Source organism: Pseudomonas fluorescens (assembly GCF_019212185.1).
Taxonomy (GTDB): Bacteria; Pseudomonadota; Gammaproteobacteria; order Pseudomonadales; family Pseudomonadaceae; genus Aquipseudomonas.
Genome location: NZ_CP078138.1, coordinates 5,251,958 through 5,275,311 on the forward strand (window position 1 = coordinate 5,251,958; position 23,354 = coordinate 5,275,311).

The 23,354-nt window shown below is 58.6% G+C and carries 25 protein-coding genes; 17 read left to right on the plus strand and 8 right to left on the minus strand.

The features are described from left to right. The first annotated feature begins 109 nt into the window (after nucleotides 1-109). The 7 genes from KW062_RS23515 to KW062_RS23545 all read left to right on the plus strand — a co-directional run bounded on the left by KW062_RS23515 (nucleotide 110) and on the right by KW062_RS23545 (nucleotide 4,993). On the plus strand, nucleotides 110-697 hold the full coding sequence (locus KW062_RS23515) for an Rnf-Nqr domain containing protein (RefSeq protein WP_027619739.1): 588 nt from the start codon (nucleotides 110-112) through the stop codon (nucleotides 695-697). Beyond that, nucleotides 694-1,908, plus strand: a complete 1,215-nt coding sequence (rsxB, locus tag KW062_RS23520; protein WP_105753907.1) for an electron transport complex subunit RsxB — start codon at nucleotides 694-696, stop codon at nucleotides 1,906-1,908. The genes KW062_RS23515 and rsxB overlap by 4 nt, the downstream gene beginning before the upstream one ends. Then, the gene (locus KW062_RS23525; protein ID WP_105753908.1) at nucleotides 1,895-2,893 is read left to right on the plus strand and encodes an RnfABCDGE type electron transport complex subunit D; all 999 of its coding nucleotides are present in this window, start codon (nucleotides 1,895-1,897) and stop codon (nucleotides 2,891-2,893) included. The genes rsxB and KW062_RS23525 overlap by 14 nt, the downstream gene beginning before the upstream one ends. Then, entirely contained in the window at nucleotides 2,890-3,495 is a 606-nt protein-coding gene (locus KW062_RS23530) for an RnfABCDGE type electron transport complex subunit G (RefSeq protein ID WP_105753909.1), read from the plus strand. Before KW062_RS23525 ends, KW062_RS23530 begins: the two co-directional genes overlap by 4 nt. Then, nucleotides 3,492-4,043: an Rnf-Nqr domain containing protein gene (locus KW062_RS23535; protein ID WP_105753910.1), complete on the plus strand. Its 552-nt coding sequence runs from the start codon at nucleotides 3,492-3,494 to the stop codon at nucleotides 4,041-4,043. Before KW062_RS23530 ends, KW062_RS23535 begins: the two co-directional genes overlap by 4 nt. Before the next feature lie 24 nt (nucleotides 4,044-4,067). Then, nucleotides 4,068-4,706: an endonuclease III gene (gene nth / locus KW062_RS23540; RefSeq protein ID WP_027619734.1), complete on the plus strand. Its 639-nt coding sequence runs from the start codon at nucleotides 4,068-4,070 to the stop codon at nucleotides 4,704-4,706. A gap of 107 nt (nucleotides 4,707-4,813) precedes the next feature. Then, nucleotides 4,814-4,993 carry a PA3496 family putative envelope integrity protein gene (locus tag KW062_RS23545; protein ID WP_027619733.1) on the plus strand — a complete coding sequence of 60 codons (180 nt, stop codon included), beginning with the start codon at nucleotides 4,814-4,816 and terminating at the stop codon, nucleotides 4,991-4,993. An 80-nt stretch (nucleotides 4,994-5,073) separates the two neighbouring features. On the opposite strand, the gene KW062_RS23550 is transcribed toward KW062_RS23545, so the two are convergent. Beyond that, nucleotides 5,074-5,700 carry a response regulator transcription factor gene (locus KW062_RS23550; protein WP_027619732.1) on the minus strand — a complete coding sequence of 209 codons (627 nt, stop codon included), beginning with the start codon at nucleotides 5,698-5,700 and terminating at the stop codon, nucleotides 5,074-5,076. Between the two features lie 381 nt (nucleotides 5,701-6,081). Here KW062_RS23550 and KW062_RS29065 point away from each other — a divergent pair, with 381 nt between their 5' ends. Then, a complete protein-coding gene (locus KW062_RS29065) occupies nucleotides 6,082-6,879 on the plus strand; it encodes a hypothetical protein (RefSeq protein ID WP_419150711.1) in 798 nt (265 codons plus the stop codon). A 119-nt stretch (nucleotides 6,880-6,998) separates the two neighbouring features. On the opposite strand, the gene KW062_RS23560 is transcribed toward KW062_RS29065, so the two are convergent. Continuing rightward, complete coding sequence (locus KW062_RS23560) at nucleotides 6,999-8,216, minus strand: argininosuccinate synthase (protein WP_027619731.1); 1,218 nt, start codon at nucleotides 8,214-8,216, stop codon at nucleotides 6,999-7,001. A 129-nt stretch (nucleotides 8,217-8,345) separates the two neighbouring features. Then, nucleotides 8,346-9,254, minus strand: a complete 909-nt coding sequence (locus KW062_RS23565) for a flagellar protein MotY (protein ID WP_105753911.1) — start codon at nucleotides 9,252-9,254, stop codon at nucleotides 8,346-8,348. Nucleotides 9,255-9,412: 158 nt separating this feature from the next. On the opposite strand from KW062_RS23565, the gene pyrC reads away from it, so the two are divergent. Both pyrC and rnt read left to right on the plus strand, forming a co-directional pair. Further along, entirely contained in the window at nucleotides 9,413-10,459 is a 1,047-nt protein-coding gene (pyrC, locus tag KW062_RS23570; protein ID WP_105753912.1) for a dihydroorotase, read from the plus strand. Beyond that, nucleotides 10,456-11,130: a ribonuclease T gene (rnt, locus tag KW062_RS23575; RefSeq protein ID WP_027619728.1), complete on the plus strand. Its 675-nt coding sequence runs from the start codon at nucleotides 10,456-10,458 to the stop codon at nucleotides 11,128-11,130. The genes pyrC and rnt overlap by 4 nt, the downstream gene beginning before the upstream one ends. Before the next feature lie 69 nt (nucleotides 11,131-11,199). Here the strand turns inward: rnt and KW062_RS23580 are convergent, their stop codons facing one another. Beyond that, entirely contained in the window at nucleotides 11,200-11,802 is a 603-nt protein-coding gene (locus KW062_RS23580) for a peroxiredoxin (protein WP_019693358.1), read from the minus strand. A gap of 254 nt (nucleotides 11,803-12,056) precedes the next feature. Between KW062_RS23580 and KW062_RS23585 the strand changes: the two genes are divergently transcribed. Both KW062_RS23585 and bfr read left to right on the plus strand, forming a co-directional pair. Continuing rightward, nucleotides 12,057-12,275, plus strand: coding sequence for a bacterioferritin-associated ferredoxin (locus KW062_RS23585; protein ID WP_027619727.1), 219 nt, complete (start codon nucleotides 12,057-12,059; stop codon nucleotides 12,273-12,275). A 198-nt stretch (nucleotides 12,276-12,473) separates the two neighbouring features. After that, entirely contained in the window at nucleotides 12,474-12,950 is a 477-nt protein-coding gene (gene bfr, locus KW062_RS23590) for a bacterioferritin (protein ID WP_027619726.1), read from the plus strand. 90 nt (nucleotides 12,951-13,040) lie between these two features. Here the strand turns inward: bfr and grxD are convergent, their stop codons facing one another. Together grxD and KW062_RS23600 are read right to left on the minus strand one after the other, a co-directional pair. Further along, entirely contained in the window at nucleotides 13,041-13,382 is a 342-nt protein-coding gene (gene grxD, locus KW062_RS23595) for a Grx4 family monothiol glutaredoxin (protein ID WP_027619725.1), read from the minus strand. Between the two features lie 97 nt (nucleotides 13,383-13,479). After that, the gene (locus tag KW062_RS23600; RefSeq protein WP_105753936.1) at nucleotides 13,480-15,588 is read right to left on the minus strand and encodes a molybdopterin oxidoreductase family protein; all 2,109 of its coding nucleotides are present in this window, start codon (nucleotides 15,586-15,588) and stop codon (nucleotides 13,480-13,482) included. Between the two features lie 452 nt (nucleotides 15,589-16,040). On the opposite strand from KW062_RS23600, the gene argF reads away from it, so the two are divergent. Next, on the plus strand, nucleotides 16,041-16,961 hold the full coding sequence (argF, locus tag KW062_RS23605) for an ornithine carbamoyltransferase (protein WP_027619723.1): 921 nt from the start codon (nucleotides 16,041-16,043) through the stop codon (nucleotides 16,959-16,961). Then, nucleotides 16,958-18,067, plus strand: a complete 1,110-nt coding sequence (locus KW062_RS23610; RefSeq protein WP_105753913.1) for an ABC transporter ATP-binding protein — start codon at nucleotides 16,958-16,960, stop codon at nucleotides 18,065-18,067. Before argF ends, KW062_RS23610 begins: the two co-directional genes overlap by 4 nt. A gap of 96 nt (nucleotides 18,068-18,163) precedes the next feature. On the opposite strand, the gene KW062_RS23615 is transcribed toward KW062_RS23610, so the two are convergent. Together KW062_RS23615 and ybaK are read right to left on the minus strand one after the other, a co-directional pair. Further along, nucleotides 18,164-18,946, minus strand: coding sequence for a PhzF family phenazine biosynthesis protein (locus tag KW062_RS23615; RefSeq protein WP_027619721.1), 783 nt, complete (start codon nucleotides 18,944-18,946; stop codon nucleotides 18,164-18,166). A 99-nt stretch (nucleotides 18,947-19,045) separates the two neighbouring features. Then, nucleotides 19,046-19,516 carry a Cys-tRNA(Pro) deacylase gene (ybaK, locus tag KW062_RS23620; protein WP_027619720.1) on the minus strand — a complete coding sequence of 157 codons (471 nt, stop codon included), beginning with the start codon at nucleotides 19,514-19,516 and terminating at the stop codon, nucleotides 19,046-19,048. A gap of 368 nt (nucleotides 19,517-19,884) precedes the next feature. Here ybaK and KW062_RS23625 point away from each other — a divergent pair, with 368 nt between their 5' ends. The 3 genes from KW062_RS23625 to KW062_RS23635 all read left to right on the plus strand — a co-directional run bounded on the left by KW062_RS23625 (nucleotide 19,885) and on the right by KW062_RS23635 (nucleotide 23,170). Beyond that, nucleotides 19,885-20,736 (plus strand): MIP/aquaporin family protein, encoded by an 852-nt coding sequence (locus KW062_RS23625; RefSeq protein ID WP_105753914.1) that lies wholly within the window; start codon nucleotides 19,885-19,887, stop codon nucleotides 20,734-20,736. Between the two features lie 78 nt (nucleotides 20,737-20,814). After that, complete coding sequence (gene glpK / locus KW062_RS23630; RefSeq protein ID WP_027619718.1) at nucleotides 20,815-22,320, plus strand: glycerol kinase GlpK; 1,506 nt, start codon at nucleotides 20,815-20,817, stop codon at nucleotides 22,318-22,320. Between the two features lie 94 nt (nucleotides 22,321-22,414). Beyond that, nucleotides 22,415-23,170, plus strand: coding sequence for a DeoR/GlpR family transcriptional regulator (locus KW062_RS23635; RefSeq protein ID WP_105753915.1), 756 nt, complete (start codon nucleotides 22,415-22,417; stop codon nucleotides 23,168-23,170). Nucleotides 23,171-23,354: the final 184 nt, after the last annotated feature.

The window sequence follows — 23,354 nt, forward strand, 5'->3', positions numbered from 1 at the left end:
TGGACCGATCCCACCGTCGCGCTTGATCGCGACGGTGGGATTTTCATATCTGCCCCGCCGGATCCTGCCTAATCTTCAATTACAGGCCTTTCGAACACACCGGCACGCCATGACCGATACCCTGCTTACGCTCATCAGCACGGCCCTGATCAACAATTTCCTGTTGCACTGGCCGCTGGGCGTCGACCCACTGCTGCAAGGCAGCCACGACCCGCTGGCGGACCGACGTCAGGTGCATGCCCTGGGCATTGCCACCACCTGCCTGATGCTGCTCAACGGGTTGCTGGGTTACGTGGCGTATCATTGGCTGCTGGTGCCCCTGAGCCTGACCGCCCTCCATCTGTTTGTGTTTCTGCCCTTGAGCGTGTTGCTGATAACACCTCTGCTAAGCGGGCTGACACGAGCCTTGCCCGCGCTGCCTTTCAGCGGACTCTGGCCATTGCTGCTGGGCAATGCCGGTGTACTCGGCGTTAGCTTGCTGGGCATGCAGGACGCCAGCGGCCTGGGTGGACATATGGCGCTGAGTCTTGGCGCCGGACTCGGCTTCTGGTTGGTACTGAGCCTGTTCAGCGACTTACGCCAGCGTACTCTCGACAACGATGTGCCCTTGGCCTTTCGTGGCTTGCCAATCGACCTGATCGGCGCCGGATTGATTGCCGTGGCCTTTCTCGGATTCAGTGGACTGATCAAAACATGAGTCTGATTCAATGCATCGACGCACTCCTGCCCCAGACCCAATGCGGCAAGTGTGGTCATCCCGGATGCAAGCCCTACGCCGAAGGCATCGCCAGCGGCGAGGCGATCAATAAGTGCCCGCCCGGCGGTAACGAGACAATTGCGGCCTTGGCCGAACTGCTCGAGGTACCGGTCATCGAACTGGACCTCAGTCGAGGCAGCGCGCCGCCACAAATCGCCTATATCCGCGAGGCCGAATGCATTGGCTGTACCAAATGCATCCAGGCCTGCCCGATCGATGCGATCGTCGGCGCGGCCAAACTGATGCATACCGTGCTCATCGACGAGTGCACCGGCTGCGACCTGTGCGTGGCGCCCTGCCCGGTCGACTGCATCGAGATGCGTCCACTGCCTTCTGACGCTGTAGTTCCCATCGTCGGTGGCCTGGCATCGAACCCCGAGGTATTTCAGGCGCGCAAGGACAAACGCGATCACGCCCGCCAACGTTTCGAACAGCGCAATGCCCGCCTGCGCCGCGAAGACGAGCAACGGGCTGCCGAACGCGCCGCCCGTGCACTCAAGGCCACTCGTCCGAGCGAAAGCGCCGGCAACCCGTTGCAGGACGCCATTGCCCGGGTGCAAGCGCAAAAAGCTGCAGCGGCGGATGCCGCCCTGAAAAAAGCCAAGATCGATGTGGCGATGAGCCGGGCGCAACTGCACAAGTCACTGAAAGCCTTTGGCCACCCGCCGACCTTCGAGCAACAGTCGCAACTGATTGTCCTTCAGCGGCAGTTCGAAGCCGCTGAGCAGGCACTGGCGCAGCTCGAAAAAAATGCCCCGGCGAACCCGGTACAAGTGCCCTTGCCTGCCAACGATGCTGAACTCAAACGGGCGAAAATCCAGCTGGCAATGCGCCGCGCCGAATTGAAGAAAGCCCAGGCCGGTGATGCACCAGCACAGCAGCTGGATTTGCTCGCCGCAGCCTTGAGTCAGGCCGAACACGCCTTGCATGCGGCGGAACACGCCAGTGACAAGCCTGCACCGGTGCTGGTACGCACGGAAAAGCGCCCGATCGATAGCCAACTGCGACAACTCAAGACAGCACTGGCCTACGCCCGCGCCGAGGTAAGCAAACTGGAACGCCAGGCGCAGACGCCAGCCGAACTGTTGAGGGCCGCCCGTGCCAGGCTGAGTGAAGCAGAGCGCCAGGTGAACGATCATGCCAGCCCTTGAGTCGGTGGATGATCGCCTGCAACAGGCGATGAAACGGGTTCTACTGGCGACGCTACCGGGGATGCTGGCGCTGGTCTGGTGGTCGGGTTGGGGGGTGCTGGTCAATCTGCTGCTGGCCTGCGGCAGTGCCCTGGCAATTGAAGCCGCCGTGTTGCGTTTACGTCGACATCCACTCAGGCCCGCCCTTAGCGATGGCAGCGCACTGGTCAGCGCCACCTTGCTGGCACTGGCGCTGCCTGCTTATTGCCCCTGGTGGTTAACGGTCAGCGCCGCAGCCGGCGCCATGCTCTTTGGCAAACACCTGTACGGTGGCGTGGGCAGTAATCCGTTCAATCCGGCGATGCTGGGCTTCGCCCTGGTGCTGGTGTGTTTTCCGCAACAACTTATTCACTGGCCCAGTGCTCACACAGTCAGCCTGGCCGATGGTCTGCAACAAATCTTCGGCCTCAGCTTCAACAGGATCGAACAACCTGACGCCTGGGCCGGAGCGACCGCCCTGGATAGCCTGCGCATCAACAAAAGCCTGACCATGGACGAGCTGTTCGCCAGCGACCCGGCATTTGGCCATTTCGGCGGCAAAGGCGTTGAATGGGTGAACCTGGCCTTTCTTGCTGGTGGCGCTTTTCTCCTGCAACAACGGATATTCAGCTGGCACGCCCCCGTGGGCATGCTCGGCAGCTTGTTCATGATCAGCCTGTTGTGCTGGAGCGGCTCGGGTTCAGACTCCAACGGTTCGCCGCTGTTTCATTTGCTCAGCGGCGCCAGCATGCTCGCTGCGTTCTTTATCGTCACTGAGCCGGTCTCCGGAGCCAAAAGCCCCAGAGCACGCTTGTTGTTCGGCGCAGGCGTTGGGCTGCTGACCTACGTGATTCGAACCTGGGGCGGCTATCCCGACGGCGTGGCCTTTGCGGTGCTGCTGATGAATCTCTGCGTACCGGCCCTGGAACGCCTCGTCGCCCGACAACCCGAGCTGCCTACACCATGACGCGCAATCTCGGCCTCGTGCTCCTGATGGTCGTAATCGGGCTGGGGGCTGGTGCCACTTATCTGTTGCAGCACGCGCTGGCGCCACGGTTCGCGACGGAACAGCGCGCGAGCGAAAGCCAAAGATTGCTGGATATGCTGCCGGCAGGCAGCTATGACAATCTGCCTCTGGAACAACCATTGGCTGTCACTGATGTTGAGCTGGAAAGCAGCACCTTGCTGGCGGGTTACCTGGCAACCCTCAAAGGGATTCCCCGCGCGGTTGTGCTGCGCAGTCGGGTAACCGGATACGAAGCCGCGATCGAGTTGCTGATCGTGATCGACAGCCACGGCAGACTGATCGGCGTCAAAACCCTCAAGCAAGCGGAAACACCGGGGCTGGGCGCAGTGATCGCCGCACACCCCAATCCCTGGCTGGCCGGATTCAGCGGAAAATCATTGAATGAGCCAAACGCCAGCGGCTGGGCATTGAAAAAGGATCACGGTCAATTCGATCAACTGGCCGGGGCGACTATTACTTCGCGCGCGGTGATTAACGCCGTTCACCAGGCCCTGCGCTATTTTGATCAACACCAATCCGAATGGATCGGGAGCGCCCCGTGAAAAAGCCTGCATCACTGCAAAACTCATTGATGCTCGCGTCGCTGGCAGGGGCCAGCGACAGCGTGCTGACGGCCGCGATACTTGCGCTGGTTGCGCTGCTGGTTATTGGACTCTACAGCGTGAAGATGCGTGTGCTGCGCCACAGGATTCCCTCTGCATTGCAATTGCCATTCTCAGTGGCAATCGCGGCCACTCTCACCAGCCTGGCGTCGCTGGCCGTTCAGGCCTGGGTACTTGAGTTGCACCAGCATTTGGCCCTCTGGATTGGCCTGATTGCCCTGCAATGTGTGATTTTGGAGTGCAACGGTTTTTTCACTGACAGCACACTGCCTGAGCGGTTGCGCCTGTGCGGGCTGTTTGCGAGCCTGATGATGATCCTCGGTTTGTTACGCGAAGGTCTGGGTCATGGCTCCGTCGCAGAGTGGCTCGTCTGGTTGGACAGCCCTGGCACATTCAGATTCGCCATCATTGCCCCAGGTGGGTTTATCCTGCTGGGATTGCTCCTGGCCACCAGACAAGCGTGGCTTGGCCGCTCCACCCCCCATTGATCGCCCCAAGGAAACGCTGCGCCCATGAATGCCGCAAAACGCCTGGAAATTTTCCGCAGGCTGCACGAAGACAATCCGGAACCGAAAACCGAGCTGGCTTATACATCGCCTTTCGAACTGTTGATCGCGGTGATTCTTTCAGCCCAGTCCACCGATGTCGGCGTCAATAAAGCAACCGCCAAACTGTTTCCGGTGGCCAATACACCCGCTGCGATTTACGCGCTCGGGGTGGAGGGATTGTCCGATTACATCAAGACCATTGGCCTGTTCAACAGCAAGGCGAAGAATGTCATCCAGACATGCAAAATGCTGGTCGAGTTACATGGTGGGGAAGTTCCGCAAACCAGAGAGGCACTGGAAGCCTTGCCAGGCGTCGGCCGAAAGACCGCCAACGTAGTGCTCAATACGGCTTTTCGCCAGCTGACAATGGCCGTTGATACACACATTTTTCGAGTCAGTAATCGTACGGGCCTGGCGCCGGGCAAGAACGTCGTGGAAGTGGAGCAAAAACTGCTGAAGTTTGTTCCCAAAGCCTTTTTGCTTGATTCTCACCACTGGCTCATCCTGCATGGACGCTACGTGTGCCTTGCCCGAAAGCCCCGGTGCGGCAGCTGCAGGATCGAGGACCTGTGCGAGTACAAGCAAAAAACCTCTGACGATTGAGCCGCTATTAACTTTATTGATTTGTCGATTGAAAAAATCTTTTTTACCCGCCAGGAGATTATCGATATAAGAAGCGCCAATGGCACTCTTAGCCTGGAGTCAAACGTATGAGCGATGGCAAAGTACAACTGGACGTAGAAGACGACTTCCCCCCGGTTGAAACCGATGATGTCGAGCCTCAGGTGGAGGTGGCAAAGACCAACCTGAGCAAGCGTCGCACCATCGATAATATGCTGGAGGAACGACGTCTGCAAAAGCAGTTGGCCGATTATGATTATGACCTTTAGACCCTGAAAGCCTCTCAATGCAGAGGCTTTTTTTTGCGATCAAGGATCGCCAGAAGCCCCGCTCCCAAAGAGGCCGCGAATCAAACCAGACCGTTGCGCTGGGCCAGTTCGATCAAGTCGACAAGCGAGCGCGCATTCAGCTTGAGCAGAAGCCGGGTCTTGTAGGTACTGACGGTCTTGTTACTGAGAAACATCCCATCGGCGATTTCCTTGTTGGTCTTGCCCCTCGCCAATTGCTGCAGCACCATCATCTCTCTGCCCGACAAGCGTTCTACCATGTCCGCTTCACTGGCACTGCTCATCGTCGAGCGCACAGAGTGCAACGCCTGATTGGGAAAGTAACTGTACCCGGACAAGACCGCCTTGATTGCACTGAGTAACTCGGTCAATTCCTGTTGCTTGCAGACGTAACCAAACGCACCCGCCTGCATGCAACGCATTGAAAAATGTCCAGGCGTTTGGGAAGTCAGCACTAGAACTTTCATGGTAAAACTCATCGAGTTCAACCGTGCGATAACCTCAAGACCATCAAGCTTGGGTATGCCTATATCCAGTATCACAATGTCCGGCATATGTTCCCGGGCAAGTTGTAAAGCATCTACACCATTATCCGTTTCAGCAATAACTTCATAGCCATGACGCTCCATTAGCATGCGTACAGCCAGTCGAATGACGGGATGATCATCCACGATCAGCACTTTATTCATGGGCAAGTCCAATTTTCGCTGTTCGAATTTTTAGAACCTGCACAATAGCGTATGCGGTTTGCCCTTGGGGTGCTGAGCGGGCCGGTCGAGCATACCGAGAGACGATCCCTACAAATATATAAGATCTTTCCTACAGGTTTTCAGAAAAAACAATGTCTCTTAAAGTTTACGAAACCCTGATCGGCAGGCACCACCAGCGCTTGCGCTTATTAAACAACCAAGCTTAATCAAACTAATTCACAACCGCACTTAACAGACGCTGAACACTGCCCTATTCTAAAAGCACGACCGACGATGATTAAAACATCGTTTTTAGCGCGCTCTCCAATCAGCATTAATTACGCTAGCGACGCGCAACACACAATCACTCGAGTACCCACTATGCAAAAAAAACCAACAAAGATAGTAAACCCCATGACCATCATTGCGATATTTGCAGCACTGTCTGAAACTTCCGCTGCGGTGTCGTTGCCGTTTCTCGATGACGATGATCGGGAACTCTATATCTGGTTCTTGATCAGCTTTCCTTTTTATCTAATGTTTCTGTTCTTCATCACCCTTAACTTCAACTATAAATCCTTGTACGCGCCCTCCGATTTTCAGAAAGGCAAACACTTCATCAAGGTATTTGACGAGGGGTCTCGTCCGGAAAAAAAACCTGTCAGTCCCCCACCCCCGGTTGAGTGCGATGATTTACCCCGCCCATCGATCCCTCGGGAAATCGCCGCGCAACCGCAGAAACGCAAGAGCCGCGGGGAGATCAAAGGGCATCCCGACTACCTGCTGCAGAGCGCTCAGGATCCGCCAGCCCACGTCGAGTTGATCAGCCGCCTGCGCACACCTCAGCAAATCTGCCTGCCCGCCTCAGTGCACTGTATCCGCATTGTCGATGCTCGCTGGGTTCGCAAGAAGAAGGACACTGGCAAGCTGACCAAAACCATCAATCAGGCCCCGCTGACGCAACAAACGTTCACGATGCTACTGACCTGCGCGGAGTCAGAACAGTTGATTGGCGAGACGCTGAAGAAGTCGGCAATCAAGGCAATGCACGCCAACGACTCCTGTTGCATTTTCTACAACCTGAACACCCAGGTGATCAACGCCGTCGCTTCGCCATCTACTCAGGGCCAGGCCGTACATGCCGAGGCTGGAGAGAGAAAAGACAGGAGTGATGATTGAGAAAGCCAAGAACATGGCCAAGGCAAAAAAGGTTCAACAGAACGTCGAAAACCGGAGAATTCAAACCTGTTGTGACCCCGCCCAGGACGGGATCACAACGGGTGATCAACGTAACATCATCAGAACAACTTGCGGCCTTTGTTTGCGGCAATCCGCATACGCAGGGCATTGAGCTTGATGAAGCCCGCAGCATCAGCCTGATTGTAAGCGCCGCCATCTTCTTCGAAGGTCGCGATGTTGGCGTCAAACAACGAATCGTCAGACTTGCGACCGGTCACGATTACATTGCCCTTGTACAGCTTCAGGCGCACGACGCCATTTACGTTGACCTGGGAAGCATCGATCATCTGTTGCAACATCAGACGCTCAGGGCTCCACCAGTAGCCGGTGTAGATCAGGCTGGCGTACTTGGGCATCAACTCGTCTTTGAGGTGAGCCACTTCACGATCCAGCGTGATCGATTCGATCGCACGGTGGGCACGCAACATGATGGTGCCGCCCGGGGTTTCGTAGCAGCCACGGGACTTCATACCGACGTAACGGTTCTCGACGATATCCAGACGGCCGATACCGTGCTCGCCACCAATACGGTTCAGAGTCGCCAGGACTGTCGCCGGGGTCATCTCGACGCCGTCCAGCGCCACGATGTCGCCGTTGCGATAGGTCAGTTCCAGGTATTGCGGAGCGTCAGGCGCTTTCTCCGGGGAGACAGTCCAACGCCACATGTCTTCTTCGTGCTCGGTCCAGGTGTCTTCCAGCACGCCGCCTTCATAGGAGATGTGCAGCAGGTTGGCATCCATCGAGTACGGGGATTTTTTCTTGCCGTGGCGCTCGATCGGAATCGCGTGCTTCTCGGCATAGTCCATCAGCTTCTCGCGGGACAGCAGGTCCCACTCGCGCCATGGTGCAATCACTTTCACGCCTGGCTTGAGCGCGTAGGCGCCGAGCTCAAAACGTACCTGGTCGTTGCCTTTGCCGGTGGCGCCGTGGGAAATGGCGTCAGCGCCGGTTTCGTTGGCAATTTCGATCAGGCGCTTGGCGATCAGCGGACGTGCGATCGAGGTACCCAGCAGGTACTCACCTTCATAGACGGTGTTGGCACGGAACATCGGGAACACGAAGTCGCGCACGAATTCTTCGCGCAGATCGTCGATGTAGATCTCTTTGACGCCCATGGCTTGAGCCTTGGCGCGAGCCGGTTCGACTTCTTCGCCTTGACCCAGGTCAGCGGTGAAAGTCACCACTTCACAGTTATAAGTATCCTGCAGCCACTTGAGGATCACCGAAGTGTCCAGGCCGCCGGAATACGCCAGAACGACCTTGTTTACGTCCGCCATGCCATCACTCCACGGGGTTCTACGGAAAGCCGCGCAGTCTACCGCTGCGCAAGGATAAATTACAGAGGCGCGACAGCTTATGACGACGAAGCGACAGATTATGTCGAGTCAGCGACGATTTCAGCGGGTTCAGGAGGTCGATGCGGTGTTTTTGGCCGTGCTGTCCTGAGGGACAGGCTCAGCAGCGGGCGCAAGGCGTTCGAGCTGAACGATTACCCGACGATTCTTTGCCCGGTTAGAAGGGCTGGTGTTGGGTACCACCGGATACTGCTCACCGTGGAAACGCAGGGTAATCTGCGACTCCTGAACGCCGTTGGCTTTGAGGTAATCCATCACCGCCAGCGCGCGGCGACGCGACAGGTCGCGATTGGTCAGACGGTTGCCACTGTTATCCGAATGCCCGTCGAGCTCGATGTGATTGACCGTCGGGTCCGCCTTCATGAACGCCAGCATCTGCTGCAAGCGAACTTTCGCCGATGCGTCCAGTTCGATGCCTCCACCCGGGAAACCCACTGCGGACTGCTTGATCTGGTCATAATTGTTCGGCAGCAGTTTGGCGACGCACTCCTGATATTGAGCATAGGCTGTGCTGAAACTGACCGGTAGCACCCGCACCTCGGACATCCGGCCATCCGCCGCGTAATGGCGAACCACAGAACTGCGACCGTCCATCAGTCCGCCGATCAGCCGCCCGGCCTGTATTTGCGAGCTATTGAAGAGCACTTCACCACTGCCGAGTCGTACCGAGCCCAGGTTGATATCCCCGCGCCCCGGCTGCCAGGGCGCAGCCGCTGCCAGCAAGGTCGCCGAGCCGCCCGTCAGCATGGAGTTGTAAGCCTTCAAGCGAAAGGTCGCCTGCTCGCCGGCCCGGCGCACGAACTCTCCGGTGCCGAAATCGGCAATCGGCTGAGCCAGACGGCACTCGAATTTATCACCTTCGACCTTCCACTCGATGCTCTCCAGGCGAGTCTGGAAAGTGAGTGCCATGGCAGGAAGGCTGGCGAACACACTGAGCAAGGCTAAATAGCGCTGGCGCACGGGAGGCTCCATTGATTTTTGCAACGAAAAGACTGACAGACATATATACGGCGTACCTTGGGGATATCGGTCAGGTGCAGCAAAACTTGATAGCGAGTGCCTGCAAGAGTCTTTTCCGGTAGCATTCCCATGAGTTTGACCCGCCTGGAATCCCCCCAATGTCCGACCGCCTGACCCTGCTGCGTCCCGACGACTGGCATATTCATCTTCGCGATGGTGCTGCGTTGCCCAATACCGTGGCGGATGTCGCGCGCACCTTTGGTCGCGCCATCATCATGCCCAACCTGGTACCACCGGTGCGCAATGCCGCTGAAGCCGACGCCTATCGCCAGCGTATCCTCGCTGCGCGCCCGGCCGGCAGCCGCTTTGAACCGTTGATGGTGCTCTACCTCACCGACCGCACGACTGCGGACGAAATCCGCACCGCCAAGGCCAGTGGCTTCGTACACGCCGCCAAGCTTTATCCGGCGGGCGCGACGACCAACTCCGACTCCGGGGTCACCAGCGTTGACAAGATCTTCCCGGCGATCGAGGCCATGGCCGAAGTCGGGATGCCCTTGCTGATCCACGGTGAAGTCACCCGCGGCGATGTCGATGTGTTCGATCGCGAGAAAATCTTCATCGACGAGCACATGCGTCGTGTGGTTGAGCGCTTCCCAACGCTCAAGGTGGTGTTCGAACACATCACTACCGCCGATGCCGTGCAGTTCGTCAACGAAGCGTCGGCCAACGTTGGCGCGACCATCACCGCGCATCACCTGCTGTACAACCGCAACCACATGCTGGTGGGCGGTATTCGCCCGCACTTCTATTGCCTGCCGATCCTCAAGCGCAACACCCATCAGGTTGCCCTGCTGGATGCCGCGACCAGTGGCAGCGAGAAGTTCTTCCTCGGTACCGACTCGGCGCCCCACGCCCAGCACGCCAAGGAAGCGGCCTGCGGCTGCGCCGGCTGCTACACCGCCTACGCCGCGATCGAGCTGTACGCCGAGGCGTTCGAGCAGCGTAATGCGCTGGACAAGCTCGAAGCCTTCGCCAGCCTCAACGGTCCACGCTTCTATGGCCTGCCGGTCAATACCGACCGTATTACCCTGATCCGTGAAGAATGGACTGCCCCTGCCAGCCTGCCGTTCGGCGAGCTGACTGTTATCCCGCTGCGCGCCGGTGAAAAACTGCGCTGGCGCCTGCTGGAGGAAAACGCGTGAGTGATGACAATTACGACGACGATCAGGAAGGTCAAGGTGGTGGTGGCTCGCGTCACCCCATGGCAGCCAGGTTCCGTGGATATCTGCCAGTCGTCGTTGACGTTGAAACCGGTGGTTTCAACTGCGCTACCGATGCCTTGCTGGAAATCGCCGCGACGACCATCAGCATGGACGAAAAAGGTTTCGTGTACCCGGACCACACCTACTTCTTCCGTGTAGAACCGTTCGAAGGCGCCAACATCGAAGCCGCGGCGCTGGAATTCACCGGCATCAAGCTCGATCACCCGTTGCGCATGGCCGTGAGTGAAGAGACCGCCCTGACCGATATCTTCCGGGGCGTGCGCAAGGCCTTGAAAGCCAATGGCTGCAAGCGTGCGATCCTGGTCGGTCATAACAGCAGCTTCGACCTGGGCTTTCTCAACGCGGCCGTGGCGCGTCTGGACATGAAACGCAACCCGTTTCACCCGTTCTCCAGCTTCGACACCGCGACCCTGGCGGGCCTGGCCTATGGCCAGACGGTCCTGGCCAAAGCCTGTCAGGCTGCGGACATCGACTTCGACGGTCGTGAGGCCCACTCGGCGCGCTACGACACCGAGAAAACCGCTGATCTGTTCTGCGGCATCGTTAACCGCTGGAAACAAATGGGCGGCTGGGAAGACTTCGGCGACTGATTGCACGGCGCTTTCTTGCATCCATGAAAAAACCGGCCGAAGCCGGTTTTTTCATACCTTGCGCGTGGCTTACAGCTTGCCAGCGTTCTCGGTCAGGTAAGCAGCAACGCCTTCTGGCGAAGCGGTCATGCCCTTGTCGCCTTTTTTCCAGTTGGCAGGGCAGACTTCGCCGTGCTCTTCGTGGAATTGCAGAGCGTCGACCAGACGGATCAGCTCTTCCATGTTACGGCCCAGTGGCAGGTCGTTGACGATCTGCGAGCGGACAACACCTTTGTCGTCGATCAGGAACGCGCCACGGAAAGCTACGCCGCCTTCGGACTCAACGTCGTAGGCCTTGGCGATGTCGTGCTTCATATCGGCAGCCATGATGTATTGAACCTGACCGATGCCGCCGGCATTGATCGGGGTGTTGCGCCAGGCGTTGTGGGTGAAGTGCGAGTCGATGGATACTGCGATCACTTCAACGTTACGCGCCTTGAAATCAGCCATGCGGTGGTCCAGAGCGATCAGCTCGGACGGGCAAACGAAGGTGAAGTCCAGCGGGTAGAAGAACACCAGGCCGTATTTGCCTTTGATGGCCGAGGACAGGGTGAAGCTATCAACGATTTCGCCATTGCCCAGTACGGCTGGTACGGTGAAATCAGGGGCTTGTTTGCCTACGAGTACGCTCATTGGATATCTCCTGGTGTAGTGCGTGAAGATCGGTACCGACCCAGTCTGTCGCGAGTGCACGACAAAATCATGAAGCGGCTACCTTTTACAAAGACCGACCATCATACACTGCGTTTTTGACCTGTCGCCATGCAGCCGTTCGTCAGGCAACCCACACGTGGCAACAATACCCTCAGAAACCACTTTGACAATCATTCTCGTTAACATTAAGATCCATCGCAATTGAGCCAAAACCAGCGATGGGTTCTCACTTTATGTATGTCTGCATTTGCACTGGCGTCACCGACGGCAAAATCCGCGAAGCAATCTACGAAGGTTGCTGCAGCTACCGCGAGGTCCGCGAAGCGACCGGCGTAGCCAGCCAATGCGGCAAATGCGCCTGCCTTGCCAAGCAAGTGGTTCGCGAAACCCTGGCCGACCTGCAATTGAGCCAGGCAGCGATTCCCTATCCTGTGGAATTTTCCGCCGCGTAAATTCAGTATTTCAAAGAACCGGACTTCAAGTCCGGTTTTTTTATGCCTGTAATTCAATCGCTTAGCGTCAGGATGCGGAACACAAACATTCTTATTCCGATTAATTTTCATATATTATTCAATAACTTAGGTTTGACACTAAGTTACGGTCGGCTCAAACTCAGCCTTATATATCGAACTTAAGGACAGGACCCCATCATGAAAGGCGACATCACAGTCATCCAGCATCTCAACAAGATCCTTGCCAATGAGCTGGTCGCAATCAATCAGTACTTCCTGCATGCCCGCATGTACGAAGATTGGGGCCTGAACAAACTGGGCAAGCACGAGTACCACGAATCCATCGACGAGATGAAACACGCGGACAAGCTGATCAAGCGCATCCTGTTCCTCGAGGGCCTGCCGAACGTGCAGGACCTGGGCAAGCTGCAGATCGGCGAGCACACCAAGGAAATGCTCGAGTGTGACCTGCGCATCGAGAAGACCGGCCACGCCGATCTGAAAGTCGCTATCGCCCATTGCGAAACTGTTGGCGACTACGGCAGCCGTGAACTGCTCGAAGACATTCTCGAGTCCGAAGAAGAGCATATCGACTGGCTGGAAACTCAACTGGGCCTGATCGACAAAATCGGTATCGAGAACTACCTGCAATCGCAGATGGGCGAAGACGAGTAAGTTACAACTCGCCTCCCAATAAAAAGCCCCGCTCTCAGCTGAGAAGCGGGGCTTTTTATTGGCTGCAGGGGACTCGCCCCTGCATTCGGATCACGCTTCGGTCTTGCCCGCAGCGGCAGCTTCTACAGCAGCCTTGATCGTGCTCTGCAGGGAACCGTCTGCAGCCATCTCGATCATGATGTCGCTACCGCCGACCAGCTCACCACCGACCCACAGCTGCGGGAAAGTTGGCCAGTTGGCGTACTTTGGCAGGTTGGCGCGGATTTCCGGGTTCTGCAGGATGTCCACGTAAGCGAACTTCTCGCCACAGCCCATGACGGCCTGGGCAGCTTTGGCCGAGAAGCCGCACTGCGGGGCATTCGGCGAGCCTTTCATGTAAAGCAGAACGGTGTTGTTGGCGATCTGCTCTTTAATAGTTTCGATGATATCCATGAAGCACCTCGGCTGAACTTTCCGACTCAGTTGTCGGCACGGTGGCGCATTGTAACGGAAAGCCCGGCGCGATGCGCGATCTGCCCGACAGACTTCGCTACGCCGCCGCCACTGTCACCGGCACGCCATTGAGCGCGGCATTGCCCGACAGCTCGTCAAGGTGGCGCTCATCGGTCAGGTCATTGGCACTCGAACCGGGTTGCGCCGTAGCGATCGCCATCTGCACCCCGGGCCTGGCGTGACCCCAGCCGTGGGGCAGACTGACCACCCCAGGCATCATCTCGACACTGCCCAACACCTCGACCTCAATCTCCCCGACCCGCGAGCTGACCCGCACCCGCTGCCCGTCCACCAGCCCACGAGCGGCCAGGTCGTCAGGGTGCATCAGCAACTGGTGGCGCGGCTTGCCCTTCACCAGACGGTGATAGTTGTGCATCCAGGAATTGTTACTGCGTACATGGCGGCGACCAATCATCAGCAATTCATCGGCCGGCGGCACCTGTAGCGCGGCAAAGCGCGCCAGGTCGGCAAGAATCGCCGGGGGCGCTGCCTGCACGCGCTGATTGGCGGTTTTCAGGCGCGGTGCCAGATTGGCCCTGAGTGGCCCCAGATCGACACCATGGGGATGGTCATTCAGGCTGGCCACCGACAACCTGTGCGGCGAGTCATCGCCGTAGCGACCAGCGCGCAACCCGAAGTCGATCATCTGCGCCGGCGCCATGGTCGGCTTGAGTTGCTTTCCGGTCATGGCGGCGAAGGCTTGGGCCAGGCCGACAAAAATCTCCCAATCATGCAACGCGCCCTGGGGCTTGGGCAGGATTGCCCGATTGAAGCGGCTGACGTTGCGCACCGCGAACATGTTGAACGTGGTGTCGTAGTGATCGTTTTCCAGGGCCGAGGTCGAGGGCAGGATCAGGTCGGCGTAGCGCGTGGTTTCGTTGATGTACAGGTCGATACTGACCATGAACTCCAGGCCGTCCAGCGCCTGCTCCAGTTGCCGGCCATTGGGCGTCGACAGCACCGGATTGCCAGCCACCGTGACCAACGCGCGGATCTGTCCGGCCCCCGGGGTGAGCATTTCCTCGGCCAGCGCCGACACCGGCAACTCTCCCGCGTACTCCGGGCGCCCGGACACCCGGCTTTGCCACTGATTGAAATGCCCACCTGAAGTACTGGCGACCAGGTCTACTGCCGGCTCGGTGCACAGCGCGCCACCGACCCGGTCGAGGTTGCCAGTGACCAGGTTGATCACTTGTACCAGCCAATGGCACAAGGTGCCGAATGCCTGGGTGGAGACCCCCATCCGGCCATAGCAGACCGCCGTACGAGCCGCCGCGAAATCCCTGGCCAACTGGCGGATTTGCTCGGCAGGCACCGCGCACAATGGGCTCATGGCTTCGGCGCTGAACGCCGCGACAGCCTCACGCACCTCATCCAGGCCGTCGACCGGCAAATGACTGTCACGGGTCAGGCCTTCGCTGAACAGGGTATTGAGCAGGCCAAACAGCAATGCTGCATCGCCACCAGGCCGCACAAACAGATGCTGGTCAGCCATCGCCGCCGTCTCGCTGCGCCGAGGGTCAACTACCACCACCTTGCCGCCACGGGCCTGGATCGCCCGCAGGCGCTTCTCGACATCCGGAACGGTCATGATGCTGCCGTTGGATGCCAGTGGATTGCCGCCGAGAATCAGCATGAAGTCGGTGTGGTCGATGTCCGGGATCGGCAACAGAAAGCCGTGGCCGTACATCAGGTAGCTGCTCAAGTGCTGCGGAAGCTGGTCGACCGAGGTCGCGGAAAACCGGTTGCGGGTTTTCAGCAGCCCGAGGAAGTAATTGCTGTGGGTCATCAGCCCATAGTTGTGCACGCTGGGATTGCCCTGGTACACCGCGACCGCATTCTGCCCGTGCTCGGCCTGAATACTCGCCAGACGCTCGGCCACCAGCGTGAACGCCTCGTCCCAGCCAATCGCCTGCCAGTCGTCGCCCACGCGACGCATCGGTTGGCGCAGGCGGTCGGGATCGTTCTGGATATCCTGCAGGGCCACGGCCTTGGGGCAGATGTGGCCGCGACTGAAGGTGTCCTGCGCATCGCCCTTGATCGAGGTGATCTGCAGGCCGGCGTCGTCACTGGCTGTGGTTTCGATGGTCAAGCCGCAAATGGCTTCACACAGGTGGCAGGCACGGTGATGAAGCGTCTTGGTCATGGCCATTCTCTGTTTTATTCGCAGGCAACCAAAGGACGGTCGCGGGAATCAAACTATGGGCCGTGATCGAGTGGCGCACCAGCGACGTTCGCCTCGTGAATCGGCCGCCATCAGGCCTGCCGATACTGGCCCCGATGCTGGCGACTGGCGGGCCGCAAAACGACCAGTACGTTGGCGCGAACGCCCGACTCGATTGCCAAGGCGCGCGACGGCAGTGTACAAAGGACCCGCTGCTGTCAGGAACCAGGCTTCAAAAGCGCTATTGCGGTCACCCCGTAGCCCCTCCGAATCCCCTAAAAACCGTAGCCCCGTGGCAAGACGCGACATTTAATGTCAATATTGCGCCTTCCCCTATTTCGTCGCCCCGTGCGGCTTACGCCGCAGGTCTCGCCCGTTTTTCAGATAAACCAGGCTTTGAGTATCTGCGGTCCGTTGCAAAAAGGTAGTCAATGATGAGCGCAAGGCACTTTCTCTCCCTGATGGATTGCACGCCCGAAGAGCTGGTCAGCGTGATCCGTCGAGGCATTGAGCTCAAAGACCTGCGTAACCGCGGCGTACTGTTCGAGCCGCTGAAAAATCGCGTCCTGGGGATGATCTTCGAGAAGTCCTCGACCCGCACCCGCCTGTCGTTTGAAGCCGGCATGATCCAGCTCGGCGGCCAGGCTATTTTCCTCTCGCCTCGCGACACCCAACTGGGTCGTGGCGAGCCGATCGGCGACTGCGCCATCGTCATGTCGCGCATGCTCGACGCAGTGATGATCCGCACCTTCGCCCACAGCACCCTGACCGAATTCGCCGCCAACTCGCGGGTACCGGTGATCAACGGCCTGTCCGACGACCTGCACCCCTGCCAGTTGCTGGCTGACATGCAGACCTTCCTCGAGCACCGTGGCTCGATCCAGGGCAAGACCGTGGCCTGGATCGGCGACGGCAACAACATGTGCAACAGCTATATAGAAGCCGCCATCCAGTTCGACTTCCAGCTGCGCATCGCCTGCCCCGAAGGCTACGAGCCTAACCCACAGTTCGTCGCGGCGGCCGGTGAGCGTGTGACCATCGTTCGCGACCCGCAGGATGCCGTGCGTGGCGCCCACCTGGTGAGCACCGATGTCTGGACCTCCATGGGCCAGGAAGAAGAAACCGCCAAACGCCTCAAGCTGTTCGCGCCCTACCAGGTCAATCGCGCCCTGCTCGACCTCGCGGCCGATGACGTACTGTTCATGCATTGCCTGCCGGCGCACCGCGGCGAAGAAATCAGCATGGACCTGCTCGACGATGCCCGTTCGGTTGCCTGGGACCAGGCCGAAAACCGCCTGCATGCACAAAAGGCCCTGCTGGAATTCCTCGTACCACCGGCGTACCACCACGCATGAGCCATCCATTACTGCTGAATCTGCGCAACCTAGCGTGCGGCTACCAGGACCAACGCGTGGTGCAGAACCTCAACCTGCACCTCAACGCGGGTGATATCGGCTGCCTGCTGGGCTCCTCGGGCTGCGGCAAGACCACCACCCTGCGTGCGATCGCCGGCTTCGAACCGGTGCATGAAGGTGAAATCCAGCTGGCGGGGGAAACCATTTCCAGCGCCGGCTACACCCTCGCGCCGGAGAAACGCCGGATTGGCATGGTGTTTCAGGATTACGCGCTGTTCCCGCACCTGAGCGTGGCCGACAACATTGCCTTCGGCATTCGCAAGCATCCGCAGAAAGACCGGGTCACCGAGGAAATGCTCGAGCTGGTCAACCTGAAGAACCTCGGCAAGCGCTATCCCCACGAGCTGTCTGGTGGCCAGCAGCAACGAGTGGCCCTGGCCCGGGCCCTGGCACCGGAACCGCAGCTGCTGCTGCTTGATGAGCCCTTCTCCAACCTCGATGGAGAATTGCGCCGCAAACTCAGCCATGAGGTTCGCGACATTCTGAAAAGCCGCGGCACCAGTGCGATCCTGGTGACTCACGACCAGGAAGAAGCCTTCGCCGTCAGCGATCAGGTCGGCGTGTTCAAGGAAGGCCGCCTGGAGCAATGGGATACGCCCTACAACCTCTATCACGAACCGGCGACGCCCTTTGTCGCAAGTTTTATCGGCCAGGGCTATTTCATCCGTGGTCAGTTGCGCACGCCTGAATCGGTGCAGACCGAGCTCGGAGAATTGCGCGGTAATCGCGCCTACACCTGGCCGACCGGAGGTGCGGTGGATGTGCTGCTGCGTCCGGACGATATCGTCTACGCGCCCGACAGCGCACTGAAGGCGCGGATTGTCGGCAAGACCTTTCTCGGCGCCTCGACTCTTTATCGCCTGCAACTGCCCACCGGCAGCCAACTGGAGTCGATTTTCCCGAGCCATGCCGACCACCAGGTCGGGGCCGATGTCGGCATTCGCGTAGCCGCCGAACACCTGGTGCTGTTCCAGGCCTCGGGCAGCACGGCGGCGCAGATTCCGGCAGTTGAGTCCGGGGTCCGGCGGTACAGCACCGCTAGCTGATTTTTTGTAGGAGCGAGCCTGCTCGCGATGGGGCAGTCAGGCCTCAGTAACCATTGCCTGACACACCGCCTTCGTGAGCAGGCTCGCTCCCACACTTCAATCCAGATGCAACGTGCCGCTGGCCACCAGCGTCGCATCGCCACCGATCTTCACCCGCTCACCTTCCAGCCGGCAAAACAACTCCCCACCCCGCGCAGAACACTGGTAGGCCGTCAGGCTGAGCTTGTCCAATTGCTGCGCCCAATACGGAATCAACAGGCAGTGGGTCGAACCGGTGACCGGGTCTTCATTGATGCCGATCGCCGGCGCAAAAAAGCGCGAGACGAAATCATGCCGGTCGCCGCGAGCGGTGACGATCGCGCCCAGCCATGGCAATTTCGCCAGCGCCGCCATGTCCGGTCGACACTCGCGTACCGCCTGCTCCGAGTCCAGCACCACGAACAATTGATTGGTACCCAGAACTTCAACCGGCTGCACCCCAAGCGCCTCGGCGATCTGCGGATTGGCCGCCACAGCGGGCGGTGCGATCGCCGGGAAGTCCAGCCACAGGCGCCCGTCTTCGCGCGTCACGCTCAATGGCCCGGACTTGCAGATAAAGTCGAGACGCTCGGCCGGTTCCTTGTAGATATTGAACAACACATAAGCGCTGGCCAAGGTCGCATGGCCGCACAACGGCACCTCGGTAGTCGGGGTAAACCAGCGGATATGCCAGGCCTGCCCTTCACGTACGACAAACGCGGTCTCGGCAAGATTGTGCTCGGCAGCAATGCGTTGCATCAGCTCATCACTGAGCCAGGCATCGAGCCGATAGACCATCGCCGGGTTGCCGCTGAACGGACGGTCACTGAATGCATCGACCTGATGGAAGGCTAACGCCATTATTGCTCTCCTTGTTATGTAGGCAGATGCAAGCATGCAGCACTGAAACGGCGCCAGACAGTGACAGAGCAAGGCGTTTTTCACCATACAGGCTGAACGTCAGGCGCGGCCTATATCCGCGAACTTGCCCTGGGTATGTTCGGCCAGCACTGAAGCCGCCAATTCAACCTCCAGCCCACGACGTCCGGCACTGACATGAATCGTCGCAAAGCCCTGGGCGCTGCTGTCGATAAAGGTACGCAGGCGTTTCTTCTGCCCCAACGGGCTGATGCCACCCAACAGGTAGCCAGTCGCACGTTGCGCCGCCGCCGGGTCGGCCATCTCGACCTTCTTCACCCCTGCGGCATGGGCCAGCGCCTTGAGATCGAGGCTGCCGGCGACAGGCACCACTGCCACCAGCAACTCGGCTTTTTCACTGGCGGCCAGCAGCGTCTTGAACACCTGTGCCGGATCCAGACCAAGCTTTTCCGCCGCCTCCAGCCCATACGAAGCCGATTTAGGATCATGTTCGTAACTGTGCACTCGATGTTCGGCACGAACTTTTTTCAACAGGTCCAATGCGGGGGTCATGGCAACTCCAAGCCGGGCAAATGTAAGAAATGCTGGACTGGATTCTAGGTCATCGATTGCCGAAAGGCTCTATGTAAAGCCTTGAAACCGGGACCTGGAGCCGAAGGCGCTGGCAAATGTGGCCCTCTCAGACTGTAGGACATTCGCCCATTCACCCGACGAATAGTTCCATTGTGACCGACAGTTCACTTTCGACCTTTGACAGCAGCGTTTCTTGTCTATATTTTTTCGTTTCTGAATAATGTGCGAAGATTCCCACCTCGCACCCTCAGCAGTAAACCGGGAACAGGATGGGGATCCTGCCTCGGTGAACATCGCGCTCACTCCTGCCGAGCGAGCGCCAGACAACAACAAAAACGAGGTTTTCGATGACAACTGCTTTACAACAACCCTCGCTCTCGAGCCAATGCATGGCCGAGTTCCTGGGCACCGCCCTCCTCATATTTTTTGGTACCGGTTGCGTCGCAGCCCTCAAGGTCGCGGGCGCCAGCTTTGGCCTGTGGGAAATCAGCATCATCTGGGGCGTCGGCGTGAGCATGGCGATCTACCTGACGGCCGGTGTTTCCGGCGCCCACTTGAATCCGGCTGTGAGCATCGCCCTGTGCGTTTTCACAGACTTCGAAAAGCGCAAACTGCCATTCTATGTTTTCGCCCAGGTCGCCGGAGCCTTCTGCGGAGCGTTGTTGGTTTACACGCTTTACAGCAATTTGTTCTTCGATTTCGAACAGACCCATCACATGGTCCGTGGCAGTCAGGCCAGCCTCGAATTGGCTTCGGTGTTCTCAACCTTTCCCAACCCTGTTCTGTCTACCGGTCAGGCATTCCTGGTAGAAGTGATCATCACCGCGATCCTGATGGGCGTGATCATGTCGTTGACCGATGACAACAACGGCCTGCCGAAAGGCCCGCTGGCGCCTCTGTTAATTGGTCTGTTGATTGCCGTGATCGGCAGCTCGATGGGCCCGCTGACCGGTTTTGCGATGAACCCGGCGCGGGACTTCGGTCCTAAACTGATGACTTTCTTCGCTGGCTGGGGTGAAATTTCCCTCACTGGCGGCCGGGATATTCCGTACTTTCTGATTCCGATTTTCGCGCCGATCGTCGGTGCATGCCTTGGCGCCGCAGCCTATCGCGGGCTGATTGCACGCCACCTGCCAGGCGCTGTACCTGCTACAACAGATGCACAACCTGCCATAGATGGCAAAACACGAACTTCCTGATAACGGCGGCGCGTGATACTGCCCAGAACCGATCATGCGCCCCGCTCCACTTCCTTATTTTCGTCCAAGGCAATCGACATGACCGACATACAGAATAAGAACTACATCATTGCCCTTGATCAGGGTACAACCAGTTCGCGGGCGATCATCTTCGATCGTGACGCCAACGTGGTCTGCACCGCCCAACGCGAATTCGCCCAGCATTACCCGCAAGCCGGCTGGGTCGAACACGACCCGATGGAAATCTTCGCCACCCAGAGCGCCGTGATGGTCGAGGCCCTGGCGCAAGCGGGCCTGCACCATGACCAGGTCGCGGCCATCGGTATCACCAACCAGCGGGAAACCACGGTGGTTTGGGATAAGACCTCTGGTCGACCGATCTACAACGCCATCGTTTGGCAGTGCCGGCGCAGCACCGAAATCTGCGAACAACTGAAACGCGACGGCCACGAGCAATACATCCGCGAAACCACCGGCCTGGTCACCGACCCCTACTTCTCCGGCACCAAGCTGAAGTGGATTCTCGACAACGTCGAAGGCAGCCGTGAGCGCGCCCGCAACGGCGAACTGCTGTTCGGCACCGTCGACAGCTGGCTGATCTGGAAATTCAGCGGCGGCAAAACCCACGTCACCGACTACACCAACGCCTCGCGCACCCTGCTCTTCAACATCCACACCCTGGAGTGGGATGCGAAGATGCTGGAGCTGCTGGACATCCCTCGTGAGATGTTGCCGCAAGTGAAATCCTCGTCGGAAATCTACGGCCACACCAAGAGCGGCATCGCCATCGGCGGTATCGCCGGCGATCAGCAGGCTGCGCTGTTTGGCCAGATGTGCGTCGAGCCCGGCCAGGCGAAGAACACCTACGGCACCGGTTGCTTCCTGTTGATGAACACCGGCAGCAAAGCGGTCAAATCCAGTCACGGCATGCTCACCACCATCGCCTGCGGTCCTCGCGGCGAAGTGGCTTACGCCCTGGAAGGCGCGGTATTCAATGGCGGTTCCACCGTGCAGTGGTTGCGCGACGAACTGAAAATCATCAATGACGCCCACGACACCGAATACTTCGCCAACAAGGTCAAGGACAGTAATGGCGTCTACCTGGTACCGGCCTTCACCGGCCTCGGCGCCCCCTACTGGGATCCTTACGCCCGAGGCGCACTGTTTGGCCTGACTCGCGGCGTACGTGTCGACCACATCATTCGCGCAGCGCTGGAATCGATTGCCTACCAAACCCGCGACGTCCTCGACGCCATGCAACAGGATTCCGGCGAACGTCTCAAAGCCCTGCGCGTGGATGGCGGCGCGGTGGCCAATAACTTCCTCATGCAATTCCAGGCCGACATTCTCGGTACCCAGGTCGAGCGCCCGCAAATGCGCGAGACCACAGCCCTCGGCGCGGCCTACCTGGCTGGGCTGGCGTGTGGTTTCTGGAGCAGCCTGGACGAATTGCGCGGCAAGGCGGTGATCGAGCGCGAATTCGAGCCGCAATTGGATGAAGCGGCGAAGGAAAAACTCTACGCAGGCTGGAAGAAAGCCGTCAGCCGTACTCGTGAATGGGAGCCCCACGAAGGCGCTGAATAAGCCATCCAGCGAACTCGTATCGGCATGTAACTGGTCGGAAGCAGATTCCTGCGGCATCATGGGCAAATTTTGCACGGCAGCCCAAAGGACGCCCATGAATCTGCCTCCCCGTCAGCAGCAAATCCTCGAATTGGTCCGCGAACGCGGCTACGTCAGCATCGAGGAAATGGCCCAACTGTTCGTTGTCACCCCGCAGACCATTCGCCGCGATATCAATCAGTTGGCCGAAGACAATTTACTGCGCCGCTATCATGGTGGCGCCGCTTATGATTCCAGCGTCGAAAACACCGCCTACGCCATGCGCGCCGACCAGATGCGCGACGAGAAACAGCGCATCGGCGAAGCCATCGCCAAGCAGATTCCCGATCATGCCTCGCTGTTCATCAATATCGGCACCACCACCGAGTCCATTGCCCGGGCACTGCTCAATCACAATCACCTGAAGATCATCACCAACAACCTGCACGTGGCCTCGATGCTCAGCGCCAAGGACGACTTCGATGTCCTGCTGACGGGTGGCACTGTGCGCCGTGATGGTGGCGTGGTCGGCCAGGCCAGTGTCGACTTCATCAATCAGTTCAAGGTCGACTACGCCCTGGTCGGCATCAGCGGGATTGACGAAGACGGCAGCCTGCTGGACTTTGACTATCAAGAAGTACGGGTCTCCCAGGCGATCATCGCCAATGCCCGTCAAGTGATACTCGCTGCCGACTCGAGCAAATTCGGACGCAACGCGATGATTCGCCTGGGTCCCATCAGCCTGGTCGACTGCCTGGTAACCGATCAGCAACCGGTGCCGGCACTGGCGCAATTGCTGAACCAACACAAGATCCGCCTGGAAGTCGTTTAACCCACTCCCTCTGCATGCTCCCCCACAGGAGCATGCTGCCTGTTCAATGTTCGTAATTTTTCCTTTCTCGCCCTTCGATGAGTTTTTTCAATCGAAGTCGACTGGCTGCGGGCGTCTTTATCGGCTACCATTTTCACAAATGAACATTAATGTTCGAATTCCAATACAGATAATCAAAATGCCT